The organism is Bacillus sp. UMB0893, from assembly GCF_002858905.1.
Classification (GTDB): domain Bacteria; phylum Bacillota; class Bacilli; order Bacillales; family Bacillaceae; genus Bacillus_P.
In genome coordinates, this window is sequence record NZ_PKLB01000005.1 from 181,321 (window position 1) to 197,239 (window position 15,919).

Below are 15,919 nucleotides of genomic sequence, written 5' to 3' on the forward strand. Positions count from 1 at the left end.
AAACAAAAAAACCGGCAGCAGATCACCGGTCCTCAGCTATACTGCTTTGTTTTTTCAAACTTATCCTGATTCGCGCCTTCTACATAAATGGTTCTGCTCGGGAACGCAAATCCAACTCCTTCTTCTTCAAGAATCGCCATGATTTTATAATTAATATCCTGCTTTACACTTAAATGATCCGCATAGGCTGTTGTTTTCGTAAAGAAGTTTAAAAAGATGTCGAGGCTGCTGTCCCCGAATGCATTAAAAATGACATTAATCGTGTCATCATGAATGCCATCGTGTTCGTACAGCATATGTTCAATTCTTTTCACGCATGTTTTCAGCTGAGCTTCTGTTGTTCCGTACGTAACACCAATCGTGAATTGTATTTGTCTCTTCCCCATTTTCGTCCAGTTTGTAATGGGCTCATTGGCAAGAGTTGAGTTAGGTACTGTCACAAGTGCCTGAGGAAACGTACGGATTTTCGTGCTTCGAAATGTGATATCTTCGACTACTCCTTCAACACTTGGCGTTTTCACCCAATCTCCAAGTGTAAACGGCTTTTCTGTAATAATGATGATACCCCCGAAAAAGTTGCTGAGCGTTTCTTTCGCAGCAAGGGCAAATGCTAGTCCTCCAAGTCCTAAACCTGCAACAAATCCATTTACATCATAATGAAATTCCTGAGCAATAATGCTGAAAGTCAGCGCCAAAACAATGAAGCGCATCACCTTAGATAAGAAAGGGCCTAAAATATCATCCATTTCAAGCTCAAAACGGCGATTCACTTTATCAAATAAAAGAGACGAAGATGCCGTTAAGTTATAAAGACCCCATGCCAATGTAAGCACAATGGAAGAGCGATAAAATTGGCTCAATATTTCCCTATGATTATCTAAAAAAGGCGAATAAAGAATAGCCATATATAATCCTATCAGAATAAAAAACATGCGCAGCGGTTTTTCAAACGCTACAAGCACATGAGTAAAAATATCAGTCGGCGTTTTATTGCTGATTTTTATAATCATTTTAAATACATACTTAGTAAATAGCTTGCGAAGGACCATAAACAGCAGGAAAATACCGATGCTTACCGCTATTTCAATTAAATTATCAGTTGTCGTATATTTTTCTAACATTAAATTCTCTCCTTACCTCATATACCTTATGTATACACAGAATACTATTATACTAAACTCTTCGAAAAGCTCATCGTCTTTTGGTCCCTATTTTTTATAAATGCTGGTAACTTTAGGGGCATTCCGGTCGTCAACATGGTAGGAAAAGCATACCAGATAGGTGGGGAAGCAATGAATTGCATGGTTGTTTATAAGAATGAAGACTATACTCTCTTTCATAAATATGACAGCGGTTATTGTGAGATTATGAAAACGAACGGTTATTCCCGTGTGATTCTTGTACATGAATCTGAACTAAAATATATATCGGCATCTTTAATCTAGAAAGCCAGTTCATCTTTCTGGATTTTTGCAAGAGATTCTGATAACGTTATCATAAAATCATTTCAGAGAGAGGTCTGTGTCATGGCATTAAACACATGGTTTGCAAAAGGATTAACAGCACAGGAGTATATGAATGGAATGAATGTGAACAAGGATGAAATGAAGTCTATCTATGGCCGATTTGCTCTGGATGAAGACGATATTTCCATTCTAGAAAGCATCCGCAATCAATCGCTTCGTGTCCTTGTTTTAACAGAAGACTGGTGTGGAGATGCCATGCTGAACATTCCTATTTTATTAAAAATTGCTGAAGAAGCAGGGATGGATATCCGCTTTTTGCTTCGCGACTCAAACTTGGAGCTTATGGATCAATATTTAACAAACGGTACATCCCGTGCCATTCCCATTTTCATATTTATTGATAAAGACGGAAATGAAAAAGCTGTTTGGGGTCCAAGGGCTCCTAAAATTCAGCAGCTTGTTGACCGTTTAAGAAAACCGCTCCCGGATAAAGAACATCCCGATTTCAAAGAAAAGCAAACTGAAATGATTCAAAAGCTGACGAACGCTTACAAAGAAGACGAATCGTTATGGAAAGAAGTTTCCTATAGCATTATTACAGCATTAAAGCATAAAAAATTGCATGTGTAATAGAAGAAATTAGAGGACTAAACAGTATCTGTTTAGTCCTCTTTTTCTGTAAAATGAACGTATACAATTCCTGCAATAACTTAAATTTCCATCCAAAATGAACTCAGCTTCGTACAGGGCCATTTACTGGCTGTATAGGTCTCTTTTATAAACCACCCATTATAAGCTGTACATTTCAATGTGACTAGATCCTTTTTTTAATATCTTCTCTTATTGATTCAATCATATTGTCTGATAAATTTGCAGGAATCGATGTATCATCCTCAAAAACCCAGGAATTAATAATTTCAAGGTCTGATTTTTTAAAAGTAATGCTATACTCTTTATTATTGTGAGTAAAATCAGCTGTCACTGATTCTTCGCCATCAAAATCGTCATCAATAATCATGTTATTTATTTCATATGTCTTCACTATGTAATCTCCTTTATATCATTCTTTCATTCTGTATATAGAATGAAACTTTATATGATTGTTTATTCATTTTTTTCAGCCAGACTGCCTGGATTAAGGCGATTTCTTCTACTTCTCTGTTTTATTGTAATCCTATCCCTCATACGCTTGCTTTAAAGTATTAATGTCAATTTTTTTCTTCATTTGCAGCAATGCTTTCATAACTCTTTCTGATTTTTCTGGATCGGGGTCTCTTACCAGATCGGTTAGGATGTCAGGAATAATTTGCCACGACACACCGTACTTATCTTTCAGCCAACCGCACACTTGAGCTTTCTCATCTCCGCCTTCGGAGAGTTTTTCCCAATAATAGTCCAATTCTTCTTGTGATTCGCAATTGACGATAAATGATATTGCCTCTGTGAATTTGAATTGCGGACCGCCATTTAATGCTACGAAATCCTGTCCTTCAAGTTGAAATTCCACAGTCATTACTGCTCCATCTGATATCCCGTTGATTTCATGCCTTTCTTTACCATAGCGAGCAATTCTCCCGATCTTGGAATTTTTAAATATAGAAGCGTAAAACTTCGCCGCCTCTTCGGCTTGTGTATCGAACCACAAGTTTGTTGTGATTTTTTGGATTTTGTTTTTCATGATTTCCTCCCTCTTTTCCTAAAAAAGAATTTCCGGCTAGCATGTAGCAGCATAAAGTGACCATTATACAGGTTGCCCAATTTATCATTTTGCAAAGAGTAAATTTTGCATCAGAATGTTCATATGTATTCCACACGTTGTAAATCGCATACGGTCCTTCTATTGACTCCGATCCATAATGATTAAAGTTTCGTCGCTCCGCTTTCATTAACCTTCAAATCGAAACGGATTTTTGTACGTTTCGATCCTTGCATATATCATGTTGAGCTGACCTGAGAATTTGTCAACAAAATAAAAAGATCCAAATAAAATTCGATTTGAATCTCTCCATTTGTTAATTTAATTTTCCACTTTAAAACAAAACCAGTCATCTCAATCGATAACTGGTTTTTTGCTTAATCTCACATCAAGAGCGATTTCAACATTCCCTTTAAGCGCACGGCTGATCATACAGGAACTTTCTGCCCGTTCTGCAAGTTTCAGTGCAAGCTGTTCCTCTTTTTCAGTTGCTGTGCTTTTTAAGACAATGGAAGGACGATGAATAATTTTTTTATAAGTTATCACACCGTTTGTCACATCGACGATTCCTTCAGATTCCATCATCAGATCTTCTTTTTCCAAACGGCTTCTTTCCATCATGGCTGCAAGCGTAATAATATAGCATGTTGCTGCTGCCCCGAGCAGCATTTCATCAGGATTTGTTCCAATTCCCGGACCTTCCATCTCAGGAGGAATGGAAACCTGTGTCTTTAAATTCCCGCTTTCAATGACGCCAATACCGTTTCTTAAACCTGGCCAATGAGCCTTTAAATGAAAAGAATGTTCAGGCATCGTAATCCCCCTTTTTTCTTCAGGCTCTTTTCGTAGAATTTGTTGCTTTTAGAAAAAATGGTTAAAACCTTTAGTGGATTGTAGCGGAAGGCACTTGACTCCTGAGGGAAACGAGGAGGCTCACATCCCTCACAGCGGAAAGCAAGTGCCTGCAGCGGAAATCCACGGGTACAATTAATAAGCCAATAACAACAATAAATGCGAAAACAGCCTTTCTTTATAATAAATGATAGCCAAAGAGTTGTCTCAAAATCCGCTTCATCTTAAATGACAGCAATGTTTATCATGAATGCAAGATAGGCAGATACAATGAATAAAAAAGCAAATGCACATGCAAGATAGGCATTTCTTTTTTTGATAAAGCTGATGACAATCATTCCAAGAAAAAGAGCGGCAAAACCAAATAGCAGAATACCTTGCAAAGAAATAACAAACCGTACTTCTATTGGCGGTTCTATTTTCATTCCTTTAATAAATTCAAATAACGTAGAAGCACCATCTGTACGAAGGGTCGTATTGACATCATGAGGAGGTGCCTGTGTGCCCAATATTCCTGTTAAAAAGAAGACTATGACCAAAACAATGCTCTCCGCCCTCATCCAGGTGAGGGTCTGCAATTGATTGATTCTTTTCCCGATGAAGCCATTAAGGAATGCAAAAAGCAGCAATGGCACAATACTGATGTGCTTTAATAGAATGATTTGTCCGTACGATAAACTCCACGCATCGACATAATCGTCAAAATCGACGGCAAATGTCATAACAATGAATCCGCTGGCAATTAGGACTGTCATACAACCTATAGCAAATGGAGTGAACCATTTCGAGAATGGCTTCCAATTATTCCCTTTTGAAAACCAGGCCACATGCAGCAAAACACCGGTCCATAATGTTCCAGCAAGAAAATGAACGCTGTGTGATGCAATTCCAGACCAAAATGATAAAGATGCAGCATGGCTTGCAATTCCAAACGACAAAATCAGAGTTAGTACAAAGATTCCTTGAATATACTTAGATCCATCGAGATAAATGGAAATCCATAGACATGCAGCTGATACAGCAATCAATAGCCAAGATTGCCCTGCCTGAAAATCAATTAATACAGATTGAATGGTTTGACTTAGTCCGGCAACTTCATAAAAGCTCAGAATAATATGCAGTACCGGTAAAAAAGAAAGGAGTACGATGAAGAGCACAGATATCAGCAAAAGTGATTTCGGCATCGTTGCTTCTGGTTTATGACCATTTTTCACGAACTGCAAAACAACATGACCTATTAAAAAGGAGAAGAGAATGTATGTTATCCCTTCTCCAATTGGAATCAGACTGTTCACAGCAATCAGCCTTTCTTTTTCATCAAAAATACAATACCTGCAGCCGCTAAAACACCAATCGCAACAAGAGTAATTGTCATTGCGGAATTATTGTTCGACTTCTCTGTTTCCGTACTTTCTGATTGCTCATCTGTTTGTTCAGTCTTTTTGTCTTCTTCAGATGCTGACTGATCGTTGGAATCGTTTTTTTCTGCTGCCTCATTTTCATTCGTTGTTTGAGGCTCTTCTTCCTCTACCTCTTGCTGAACTTTAAAAGAAAGTGTGCCTTCCATCTCATGTCCATCTTCTCCAACGATTTTCCAATCAGCTGTGTACGCTCCATTTTCAAGGTCATTTGATGCCGTTCCTTTTAGTGTATCCCCTTCAGCCGCAACTTCCAATGGAATCTCTGATCCTTCTTTCTTTAATGTGATCGTACTTAATGACTCGATTTTTGTATCGAATGTTAATAAAACTTCTTTAATAGGTTCTTCTACTGTTGAGCCTTCTTCAGGATTAGAAGAAGTCATATGCGTATGCGCAAATGCTGCATTCGGCCAAATAAGCAAAACAAGCATTCCAATAATAAATGTAATTTTTTTCATTTCATCATACCTTTCATTAATTTCTGCTCTTTTCATCTTAACATGTCTAATTAACTGTCCATTCGTGGAAATTCGACAGTTTTCTAAACAATTTAGTGTCTTCTAAAAGCGTTTGTTCAGAGCTTGCGTTATAATCTGAGTTTTGGATGTTTTTTCATACAAAATGCTGTGTTCGTTTAAACAGTCAGACAAATTCACGTCTATTATTAGGTCACGAAACTTCCCCTAAAATAAAGGTTAAAAAGCAACAATGGTTTAGATAATATCCTACAAAAAAAACTCGCGCAATAAAATCACGTGAGCGGCTTGGAAGATTTTTGAAATCGTTCGGCATCATTCATCATTCATTGCCGCTGTTGCTTCAGTACCCATTATTATGTCTCCTTTATTCACTTCGATCATATTTCTTTCTGGTGTAATACCTGAGAAGGATAATGGCTGTGAAAATTATGCATCCACCCCCAATAAAATAAGGGCTGAATTTAGAAAGATACACGTTTACTGCATCAATAGATGACCCAAATTTATTTCCTAAGCTGAAAAATAGAACGGTCCAGATAAAGGATGAACTATAAGCGAAAAGTGCAAACTTCCAAAATCTCATTTTATTCATTCCTGCAAGAACAGGACCTAAATGACGCAGAAGCGGAAAGAAGTAAGTCATTCCAAGTGTATAGTCTCCATGTTTTTCAAATGCAGTTTGAAATTTAATGAATTTGCGTTTTGCCCGTTCTTTCCTCACCAAAAAGGATAGGGCGAGTTCTCCAAAGCTCTTCCCTATAAAAAACCAGAAGGTAACAGCTGTTATAATTCCTAAATAAGAAGAGATAAATGCAAGAATAGGGTGCAAAATCCCATGTGATGAGGCAAACCCTCCGCTCATAACAAGCACTTCATTTGGAAGCGGAATAAAGAAAGTTCCTGCAGAAAGCATGATAAACAAAGCTATATATCCGTATTCATCTATAAAAACCAGAATATCTGAAATCTCCATCTCTTCACAACTTTCATCTTCATATCTCGTCCATTATACTAAGATAATAACAGTTAGGAAATAAAGATGTCTTATTCAATCTTCCCTTCCTTTTTCAAAATCACAATAAGCGTATTTACTATTCTCTCATCAAAATGAATACCGCTCCATCTTTGCAGCTCCTGAATAGCCTGCGAAGCAGACAGCGCATTGCGGTAGACGCGATCCTGGGTCATCGCATCATACGTATCGCTGACGGTTACAATTTTAGATTCAATGAGGATTTCTTCTGATTTCAGTCCGTATGGATAGCCTGATCCGTCTAATTTTTCATGATGCTGAAGGACAATATCGTGTACACCTTTTTGATGTTTTAAGATTTCAGCTCCATCAATAGGGTGCTTCTTAATAATTGCAAACTCGTCATCAGTCAGTTTATCTGGTTTATTTAATATAGATGCTTCAACATGAATCTTCCCAATATCGTGCAGCAAAGATGCAATATAAAGATTCTCAAGTCTTTCCTTATTAAGGCCCAGCTCTTTTGCAATCTTTATTGAATATTCCTGGACTCTCATACTATGATTGTAAGTGTAGCGATCCTTTTGTTCTACCTTCTGAACCATACTAGTCCATTTTTCAATTTCATCACTTAAAATATCAAACGTAGATTCAGTAATAAACCAAAGTAATTCTATATCACTTAAAGCTTTAAAATAGATCGGATTTTTTAAATCCTGAACATAAAAATAATCCTTTTCCTTTAATACCTTACTGCTGTTATTTTCTTCAAAAAGGACTTCCCCGCTTATAATATAATAGAATTCAAAGGATTCTTTCTTGTCACTTGGATAAATGTAAAACATTCTATCTTTTGATATGCTCTGAAACAAAATCTCAGTTCCTTCATTCTTAGTTAGCAAGCTTAATTCAGCAGACTGCTGTTTAACTGTATTGATGTAACTTCCCTTTTTAAAGATATGTAACCCCTCCATATGAACACCCCCAAAACGAATAAAACAGCTCTATTAAATATAGAACTGCTTTCTCTATTTATGGTCCAACGACCTTAAGAGGATCGACCCAGACCATTCTCCCGCCAAGTTCAACTAAAACCCAAGTGCATTCCACGATGACTCCCTTTTCAGCTGCTTTTGCAATTGTTTCTGCTGACATCTCATTTGTAATGGTCAGCAAGCTTTCAATCAGCTCATCCAGTTCTCTATCAAACTTGTCTTGTATGCGAGCAAGCTTTTCACTTTCTTTACTTCGTTTATCGGTGAGTTTTTCAATTTTATTAGCGATCTTCTCATACTCTTTAGGATCTGCATCTGAAAGCTCTGAATTTAACACTTCAATCTCTAATTCCAGAGATTCCGCTTCCTTCTGAGTCTTGTTTGTGTCTTCTGTATATTTTTTCTCAAGTTTATCTGCCTCTGCAGCTGCTTGTTCAATTAAGTCATCAATTTCTCCGTTAGTTTTCTCAATGAGGGCCATAACTGATTCAGCATCGGATGGATCAATATTGCTTGCAAACACTGCAGGACTTGCTGTAAAAACGGTAAATAGGATAATAGCCAATAGACATCCAAACATTTTCTTCATCTCATATTCACTCCCTCTAATTGACAACACACAAATAAATTAACAGATAAATCTTAATTTTATTATTTTTTCAATTTCATTATATATCATAAGTTACAAAATGTAGTAGAAAAGATCGAATTTTGTAAAAAAAGAATCTAATACGAAATAAAAAAGACGAGACAGCTATGTAGGCTGTCTCGCCTTTTTCAACTAGTTAAACTGTTCAGACGCACTTGCACTTTCAACATTTTCTCCTTGGAAGATACTTTTAATCTTTTCCCGATTTTTCTTTGAAACGAGAATGTATAAAGTATCCCCTGAAAAAATGTTTGTATCTCCTCTAGGAGTATGCAGTTTATCATCTCTTATAACCGCGGTGATTAATGCATCATTCGGCAAGTCGATGTCTTTTAGTTCTTTTCCGGATACAAGAGCACCTTCTCCAACCATAAGCTCGATCATTTCATTATTTGTTTTGCCGATTGATATTAATTCAAGCGTATGCGGAACTGAGTTCTTTTTGCCCTCTGACAAGTTCAGTTTATTGGCAAGAGGGGTAAGTGTTGCACCTTGCAGCAGCGCAGATGTCAGCACGACGAAGAAAACGACATTAAAGATCATCTGACTATTTTCAAGCCCTGCAAGCATTGGATAAGTGGCAAGTACAATTGGAACTGCTCCCCTTAATCCTGCCCAAGAAATAAACAGCTTTTCTTTCGCCGAAAATTTTGAAGCAATCATACTTATGAATACGCCTATTGGCCTTGCCACAATCATCAGGATGACAGACAGCAGCAATCCCTCCCAAATAATATCCAGCAGCTGATTAGGGAATACCAGCAATCCAAGTAATATAAACATTAAAATCTGCATCATCCATGCGAATCCTTCATTAAAGCGGATGATGGAATGTCGGAAAGTTAAATCTGAATTCCCTACAATCACTGCCATTACGTAAACAGCCAAAAGACCGCTGGCATGTGCAAAGGTCGTTGCCCCATAGGTTAAGATGGCAAATGCAAGTGACAAAACCGGATAAAGTCCAGATGAATCCAAATTAATTTTGTTGATGGACCAAACAGTCAGCTTTCCAAACAGCAATCCGGCAACCACGCCAAAGCCCATCTCCCAAAAGAATTTTAAGATAAGTTCAATAAAACTTGTATCTGGCTCCCCAATCAGGTGAATGATCGAAACAGTCAAAAATAAAGCCATTGGATCATTCGAACCAGATTCAGCTTCCAGAGTTGAGGTCAGCTTCTTTCTGATGTTTTTATTGCCTAGTACAGCAAATACAGCAGCTGCATCAGTAGATCCTACGATTGCTCCAAACAGCAATCCTTCAAGCCATGTTAAATCGAGAATGAATTTTGCGAAAACACCGATGATGAGCGTGGTGATAAAAACCCCCGCTGTTGCAAGTGTGGAAGATGGCACGAGAATTTTTTTGACATCCGCCCATTTTGTCTGAAGGCCCCCATCGAAGATGATAATAATCAAGGCAAGAATACCAAAAAGCTGTGCAAGTTTTGCATTATCAAAATAGATATAATGGCTAAGAACCATACCAACTGCGATAAAAAATACGAGGGAAGGCAGACCAAGCCTCGAAGAAAACTTTGCGGTCAGGACACCAATTGTAAGAAGAACAGCTAAAATTAATATGATTGAATCAACGGAAAACGCCAATGGTGCATCACCTCGCAGTTCATTATATTTGAAAAAATATTTCAGAAATTTTTTAGAGAGTAATAAGTCTATTTTATCTTAACATTCTGTATATCGTCTAGAATTTGGCTTATCCTGAGAACACTGCAGCTCTGTCTGTATTACATGATAGGTTTTTAAATTTCACAAAATAGATAGATTTCCTTATAGGAATTTCCATCCAAAAAGAGAAATTACCCTTATCCGAAACTTTGGGAGGGATATTCATGAAGGATAATAAAGATGATTCAGATGCCAGGGATTTAATGGGTTCGATTTACAAGGATTACGAAAAAAACGGGGGATATGAAAAGCTGCCTGGGATGGGAAAGCCGCTCCCCAAAAGTGCGCTCCAAGGTGATATTTTCACAAAAATCGTGAAAAATGCCGGCTACGTCCCTGCATGGATTAAAATGCAGAAGGACATTAAGCTTTGTATCGAAAAGTTAATGAAACTTAATAATGTTGAACAACGTATAGAAGAAGCTGAACGAATTAATCAAGAAATTCTGAAGTACAACCGGGCATGTCCTGCACCCTTGCAAAAAAACTTACTTTCACTAGACGAAATTGAAAAGCACTACAAATTGTGGGAATAGCATAATAATCAGCGTGCAGGAAAAGATAGAACCGTCTTTCATATAAGATAAGGCGGTGATCTAGATGAAAATTAAACTCATAATGATTCTGGCATGCTTCTTTTCTGCCCCTCAGCTTTTTCATGCACAACAAACCCTTAAGCCATTAAATACTGCTTTTATTAGGGATGATAATTTGTGGATAAAGGCAAATCAATCAGAGGAGAGGCTCACAAACATCGGTAATATATCTTCTCCCCAATGGTCTTTTGACGGCAGGAGGCTCCTGTACCAAAAAGGATCTTCTTATGAGACAAAACACGAAGTCTGGGTATATGACCTTAAAACGCACTCGCATAAGAAAATAGCAGAAAACGGAGAGAACCCAAAATGGTCTCCTTCTTCTCATTTGATTGCCTATGTCGATCAAGGCTCATTAAATGTTTCAGATTTAAAGGACTTTTATAATGTAACATTCGGGGTTGACGATTATGCATGGCTTCCAGATGGCACTGGTTTTATTCTATCCTCTTCAGCAAATCTGCTTCCATCCGGATGGACAAATCCTGTGCTGTATAAAATTAAACTGAACAGCAGCTTATCTTCCCAACAGTCAGTTGAGAACGCAGATGAATTCTTCAGGATACCAAAGACCCTTTCAAAAAACCAAACTTCCATTATGGCAATAGGAGCCTCAAATTTTTCCTTTTCACCTGATGGAAAATGGATCTCGTTTATTGTCTCCCCTACTGCCTCCTGGTCAATGGACAGCAACTTTGTTTGTGTCATTTCAATTGATGGTGCACAGTTTGAAGTATTGGACGAAGTTATTTCGCATCTGACATCCCCGGGATGGGCACCAGGGATCAATTCTCTTGCTTATATTGAGGGAGGCGGGAGAATTGTGTTTGGTTTTAAAAATAAACATTTAAAGATAAAAGAAATACCGGTCTCCCAAACATTGACACCTAAGAATTACGCAGAGCTTGCTTTCACATGGATAAGCGACGATAAACTTGCCGTATCCAGAGTGCGCGAAACCGAGTGGTCAAATGATATAATGAAACAGCCGCTTCCACAGCTTTATCTTGTTTCCACAGCCAATACTGTTCAGAAAAGGCTGACAGCTTCTGGCGGAAATTACGATCCGTTTTACATCCGTTCAGCTGCTAAACTCGCCTGGTATAAATCGATAAGCCTTACCGGCCATAGAGATGTATGGATTTCTAATCCAGACGGATCTGAAGCTCACTTGTGGGTGAAAAATGCTGATTCATTAACCGTGTTTCCTAAATAATTTTGTTTCACCTTTTCCTCTTATGGGAAAAGCTACATATGGCAAATCTCCGCAAACTCATGACTATGAGAAAAACAGCAAAAGGTGGTGCATCTATTTGCCGAAAGACCGCATTTTTAAAATTGGATATGGAATTATTATTTTTTTAACGATTATTCTGCTCTCAACAAAAGTAGATTTCATTTTCAGACCGCTTGAAGTTATTTTCACAACCTTATTTTTTCCATTTTTAGTCTCAGGGATTATCTACTATTTATTGCGTCCAATCGTACGCTTTTCTAATAGAAAAGGTGTACCAAACTTGTTATCAATCATCATTATTTATTTGCTTGTCATTGGACTCGGAACATTAGTTGTCTTTTTCCTCGGTCCAGTCATTCAAAAGCAGTTTCAAGAGCTGGTTAATAATTTCCCTCAGATTGTTCAATCCCTGCAAGATAATATTTTAGCTCTAAGGGAAAATAAATGGTTTGCCCGTTTTGAAGAAAATCAATTTTTAACATTAGAAAAAGCGACTGCTTCAATTACGGATTATTTCCAATCAAATATAAGCAATATCGGGAGCAGAATTTCTAACCTGATTGGAATTATTACAAGTATTGCTACAATCTTTGTGACTGTGCCATTCATTGTTTTTTATTTGCTGAAAGATGGAGATTATGCACCAAATCAGGTTTTGCGCTTTCTGCCTTACACGAAAGCAAATGAAGCAAGACTGATCTTGAAAGATATGGACAATGCTCTTAGTTCTTATATTCAAGGACAGGCTCTTGTCAGTCTTGTTGTAGGTGTGATGATGTACATCGGGTATTTAATTATTGGTCTTGATTATTCGATTCTGCTTGCGATGTTTGCAATGCTTACAAACGTCATTCCTTTTCTTGGACCTTTTATTGCCGTCATTCCAGCTGTCATTGTAGGCTTTTTGGATTCTCCATTCATGGTCATCCAAGTTCTCATTGTTGTCATCATCGTTCAGCAGATTGATGGCAACGTCTCTTCCCCGCTGATCATGGGCAAAAGACTTGATATTCACCCATTAACAATCATACTCCTTCTGATTGTTGCCGGAAGCATGGGAGGCTTGCTTGGAATGCTTCTTGCCGTTCCAACCTACGCCATTTTGCGGGTTATTTGCAGCCATACGTATCGCCTTTACCTTCTCCGGAAAGAAAGAAAAGATCCTATACGCAATACGGATATCGAGATAGATATTGATTAATTTTTGCCTATTTGAAGGATAGTAAAAGAAGATAACCATTAAACAGTTGGCAGGTGAACTTATGACATTTTTTCAGCTATTAAAAAAGGGGAATAAATCATCCGGGATTGCTGCTCTTGGTAATACGGCCTTAACCATTATCAAAGGAATTGCTGCTTTTATCAGCGGAAATGGAACCATGTTTGCGACCACTCTGCATTCAGCAGCAGACGCTATTAATCAAGGCTTTGTTTTTATCGGAAGTGCACTTGCTGAAAAAGAGCCGACAAAACGATTCCCGACTGGATTTGGCCGGGTGGTGAATTTATTTGTACTCGTTGCCGTTATTGTGATTTCCATTATGGCTTATGAAACCCTCCATAAAGGGTGGGAGTTAATTCAGCATCCAAAAGCGAGTACAAATTTATTATTAAATGCAGGAATTCTTGTTATAGCCGTTATTATTGATGGTCTCATATTAATTAAGGCAATGAAAGAAATTGCTCATGAGACAAGAACGGAAGCAAAGGGATTTGCGATTGCCTCCAATGCTTTTAAGAATGTAAGTCTAGCTTCCCCTCCAACTAGACTTGTATTTTACGAAGATATCATTGCGACATTTGGAGCTTTATTGGCACTTGTATCCATTGTTGTCTCTTATTACACAGGCTTGTACTTTTTAGATGGTGTAGGAACACTGTTAATTGGATTGCTTCTTATCGGCATTGCCATCAAAATCGGATATGAGAATACAATTGGACTTATCGGTGTTGCGGCACCTAAAGATGTTGAAAACCGGATTGCCGATATGATTCTCTCAGATCCTGATGTAGAAGATATTAAAAATTTACGTATTCTTCAGGAAGGACGTAAATACCATGTGGAAAGCTATCTGGAACTTAAACCGGGATTGACGCTTGCAGTAGCGGATGATATTAAAATGCGGGTTAAAGATCACTTGTATTCCGATCCGGATATCGCTGACGTTACCCTCGGAATTTTCGAATCTGATGGGATTGAAACGTGGAAAAAAAATAACGGAGAATAGACATGAAAGACCATTTTCGAATGGTCTTTTTATATTTTTAATAAACTGTGTTTTGAAATGGGTGCGATAGGGAAAAGTTCAAAAATTTTCCAAAAAAGCAGAGGGTTAAAGAAAAAAGTGAAACTTTATTACGTTTCAATCGTTAATGAAAGTGTACATCTAGTTCGACTAAATTTGAGAGGAGCTCGTTTATTTTGAAAAAATTAGGAGTGATAATCAGCTTATTGTTTGTATTGCTTCTAGCTGGATGCGGTCAAAGTGCTGCTACTACAGAGAAAAATGAAGAAAAAGACTCAACTACTCAGGAAGCTGAAACCAAAGAAACAAGTGAAGCTGACAAAGAAGCAACAGCGAAGGAAGTTTTAGGAGCCGCTTCCGAAAAATCAGCTGAACTTAAAAATTTCGCTATGGATGGCACAATGAACATGGTCATGAAAGTTGGAGAAGAAACCATTGAGACAAACGCTGATATGCAGACGAAAACCAATGTAGAGCCGCTTGTTATGCAGCAAACAATGGAAATGAAAGCTGAAGGGCAAACGACTGCGGTTGAAATGTATATGGACGAGGCATACATTTACATGAAAGATATTCAGTCTGGCGGCTGGATAAAAATGTCACAGGCAGGCGCTGGTATGGGCGAAATGATGAATCAGCAGAAAACCATGACTCCTGCTGAACAGATTAAGCAATTGGAACAAATTGCTGATGATATTGAACTGGAAGAAACCGATACAGAATACATTTTAAATGTAAAAGGCAATGGCGAAAAATTAATGGGGCTTACTGGAGATTTGATGGGATCTGATCCTAATATGCAGGCTGCAATGAAGCAAATGGAAATTGAGCAAATTGATTACACTTACACTTTGGACAAAGAAACACACTTCCCTAAAGCACTGAAAATGGACATTAAAATGTTCATCACGGAAAACGAAGAAAAGGTCGAAATGCAGCAAAGCATCTCTTCTGCTTTCTCTCAAATGAATGAACTTGAGGGAGTTTCAATCCCTGAAGAAGTGGTAAATGAAGCAGTTGAAATGGACCCTGGAGCGTAATTTAAACCAGGAGGCCTTCCTATGAAGATCTCCTGTTTTTTCCTACCATCCATTTCTTTTTCTAAGGCCTGCTATATGGGCGATATGATGATTTCCATGCCAGGCATACATCCCTATTGTTTCTTTAAGAGTCTGCGATGTCTGATTCGCAGGATGATAAAACGTTCTATTTAGGTCAGATTCAGAAAGAGATGCAGCAAGGTTAACAAAACGCTGATGAAGAGATACTAATAGCTTCATGGACACTTCAACATTACCATCCTTTGAATCATGCAATTCAGCCCATCCCTTTTCATCATACGGCCGAATGACAGGGTTCTCTTCCGTCAAAGCAAGTTTAAATCTGATGTAAGCATTCATATGGCTATCCGGTATATGGTGCACGACTTGTCGAACTGTCCATCCATCCGGACGATATGGTGTATCTAATTGTGAACCGGTTAAACCCGATATTGCATCCCTTAACCTTACTGGGGCTGCAGATAATTCCTCAAGCCATACCTCAAGATGATGCCTTTCAATTTTCTCCGGAGCTTGAAACAAACCGATTGGATAGCGCAAATCATCCATTAAAAAT

General features: G+C 37.9%; 18 protein-coding genes. 7 read left to right on the top strand and 11 right to left on the bottom strand.

Annotation, left to right across the window (positions count from 1 at the left end):
• Positions 1-32: 32 nt before the first annotated feature.
• Complete coding sequence (locus CYJ36_RS12680; RefSeq protein WP_101567643.1) at positions 33-1,121, bottom strand: mechanosensitive ion channel family protein; 1,089 nt, start codon at positions 1,119-1,121, stop codon at positions 33-35.
• 171 nt (positions 1,122-1,292) lie between these two features.
• Between CYJ36_RS12680 and CYJ36_RS23650 the strand changes: the two genes are divergently transcribed.
• Together CYJ36_RS23650 and CYJ36_RS12690 are read left to right on the top strand one after the other, a co-directional pair.
• Positions 1,293-1,445 (top strand): hypothetical protein, encoded by a 153-nt coding sequence (locus tag CYJ36_RS23650; protein ID WP_180850286.1) that lies wholly within the window; start codon positions 1,293-1,295, stop codon positions 1,443-1,445.
• 81 nt (positions 1,446-1,526) lie between these two features.
• Positions 1,527-2,096, top strand: coding sequence for a thioredoxin family protein (locus CYJ36_RS12690; protein ID WP_101567645.1), 570 nt, complete (start codon positions 1,527-1,529; stop codon positions 2,094-2,096).
• Between the two features lie 184 nt (positions 2,097-2,280).
• Here CYJ36_RS12690 and CYJ36_RS12695 read toward each other — a convergent pair whose 3' ends face one another.
• The 9 genes from CYJ36_RS12695 to CYJ36_RS12735 all read right to left on the bottom strand — a co-directional run bounded on the left by CYJ36_RS12695 (position 2,281) and on the right by CYJ36_RS12735 (position 10,142).
• Positions 2,281-2,508 (bottom strand): hypothetical protein, encoded by a 228-nt coding sequence (locus CYJ36_RS12695; protein ID WP_101567646.1) that lies wholly within the window; start codon positions 2,506-2,508, stop codon positions 2,281-2,283.
• Positions 2,509-2,640: 132 nt separating this feature from the next.
• Positions 2,641-3,144 (bottom strand): VOC family protein, encoded by a 504-nt coding sequence (locus tag CYJ36_RS12700; RefSeq protein ID WP_101567647.1) that lies wholly within the window; start codon positions 3,142-3,144, stop codon positions 2,641-2,643.
• A 372-nt stretch (positions 3,145-3,516) separates the two neighbouring features.
• The gene (locus CYJ36_RS12705; RefSeq protein WP_101567648.1) at positions 3,517-3,975 is read right to left on the bottom strand and encodes an OsmC family protein; all 459 of its coding nucleotides are present in this window, start codon (positions 3,973-3,975) and stop codon (positions 3,517-3,519) included.
• Between the two features lie 263 nt (positions 3,976-4,238).
• On the bottom strand, positions 4,239-5,309 hold the full coding sequence (locus tag CYJ36_RS12710) for a copper resistance D family protein (RefSeq protein WP_101567649.1): 1,071 nt from the start codon (positions 5,307-5,309) through the stop codon (positions 4,239-4,241).
• A gap of 5 nt (positions 5,310-5,314) precedes the next feature.
• Positions 5,315-5,929: a copper resistance CopC family protein gene (locus CYJ36_RS12715; RefSeq protein ID WP_101567650.1), complete on the bottom strand. Its 615-nt coding sequence runs from the start codon at positions 5,927-5,929 to the stop codon at positions 5,315-5,317.
• A 349-nt stretch (positions 5,930-6,278) separates the two neighbouring features.
• Complete coding sequence (locus CYJ36_RS12720) at positions 6,279-6,887, bottom strand: DedA family protein (RefSeq protein ID WP_101567651.1); 609 nt, start codon at positions 6,885-6,887, stop codon at positions 6,279-6,281.
• A gap of 71 nt (positions 6,888-6,958) precedes the next feature.
• Positions 6,959-7,861 (bottom strand): HD-GYP domain-containing protein, encoded by a 903-nt coding sequence (locus tag CYJ36_RS12725; RefSeq protein ID WP_101567652.1) that lies wholly within the window; start codon positions 7,859-7,861, stop codon positions 6,959-6,961.
• A gap of 58 nt (positions 7,862-7,919) precedes the next feature.
• A complete protein-coding gene (locus tag CYJ36_RS12730; protein WP_101567653.1) occupies positions 7,920-8,471 on the bottom strand; it encodes a hypothetical protein in 552 nt (183 codons plus the stop codon).
• A gap of 192 nt (positions 8,472-8,663) precedes the next feature.
• A complete protein-coding gene (locus tag CYJ36_RS12735) occupies positions 8,664-10,142 on the bottom strand; it encodes a potassium/proton antiporter (protein ID WP_101567654.1) in 1,479 nt (492 codons plus the stop codon).
• A 245-nt stretch (positions 10,143-10,387) separates the two neighbouring features.
• On the opposite strand from CYJ36_RS12735, the gene CYJ36_RS12740 reads away from it, so the two are divergent.
• The 5 genes from CYJ36_RS12740 (at position 10,388) to CYJ36_RS12760 (ending at position 15,342) form a co-directional block, all read left to right on the top strand.
• Entirely contained in the window at positions 10,388-10,759 is a 372-nt protein-coding gene (locus CYJ36_RS12740; protein WP_101567655.1) for a DnaJ family domain-containing protein, read from the top strand.
• Between the two features lie 64 nt (positions 10,760-10,823).
• Positions 10,824-12,035 carry a TolB family protein gene (locus tag CYJ36_RS12745; RefSeq protein WP_101567656.1) on the top strand — a complete coding sequence of 404 codons (1,212 nt, stop codon included), beginning with the start codon at positions 10,824-10,826 and terminating at the stop codon, positions 12,033-12,035.
• A gap of 22 nt (positions 12,036-12,057) precedes the next feature.
• Positions 12,058-13,257 carry an AI-2E family transporter gene (locus tag CYJ36_RS12750; protein WP_308315298.1) on the top strand — a complete coding sequence of 400 codons (1,200 nt, stop codon included), beginning with the start codon at positions 12,058-12,060 and terminating at the stop codon, positions 13,255-13,257.
• A 61-nt stretch (positions 13,258-13,318) separates the two neighbouring features.
• Positions 13,319-14,284 carry a cation diffusion facilitator family transporter gene (locus CYJ36_RS12755; RefSeq protein WP_101567658.1) on the top strand — a complete coding sequence of 322 codons (966 nt, stop codon included), beginning with the start codon at positions 13,319-13,321 and terminating at the stop codon, positions 14,282-14,284.
• A 194-nt stretch (positions 14,285-14,478) separates the two neighbouring features.
• Positions 14,479-15,342 (top strand): DUF6612 family protein, encoded by an 864-nt coding sequence (locus tag CYJ36_RS12760; protein ID WP_101567659.1) that lies wholly within the window; start codon positions 14,479-14,481, stop codon positions 15,340-15,342.
• Between the two features lie 42 nt (positions 15,343-15,384).
• Here the strand turns inward: CYJ36_RS12760 and CYJ36_RS12765 are convergent, their stop codons facing one another.
• Complete coding sequence (locus CYJ36_RS12765) at positions 15,385-15,912, bottom strand: YfiT family bacillithiol transferase (RefSeq protein ID WP_101567660.1); 528 nt, start codon at positions 15,910-15,912, stop codon at positions 15,385-15,387.
• Between the last annotated feature and the right edge of the window lie 7 nt (positions 15,913-15,919).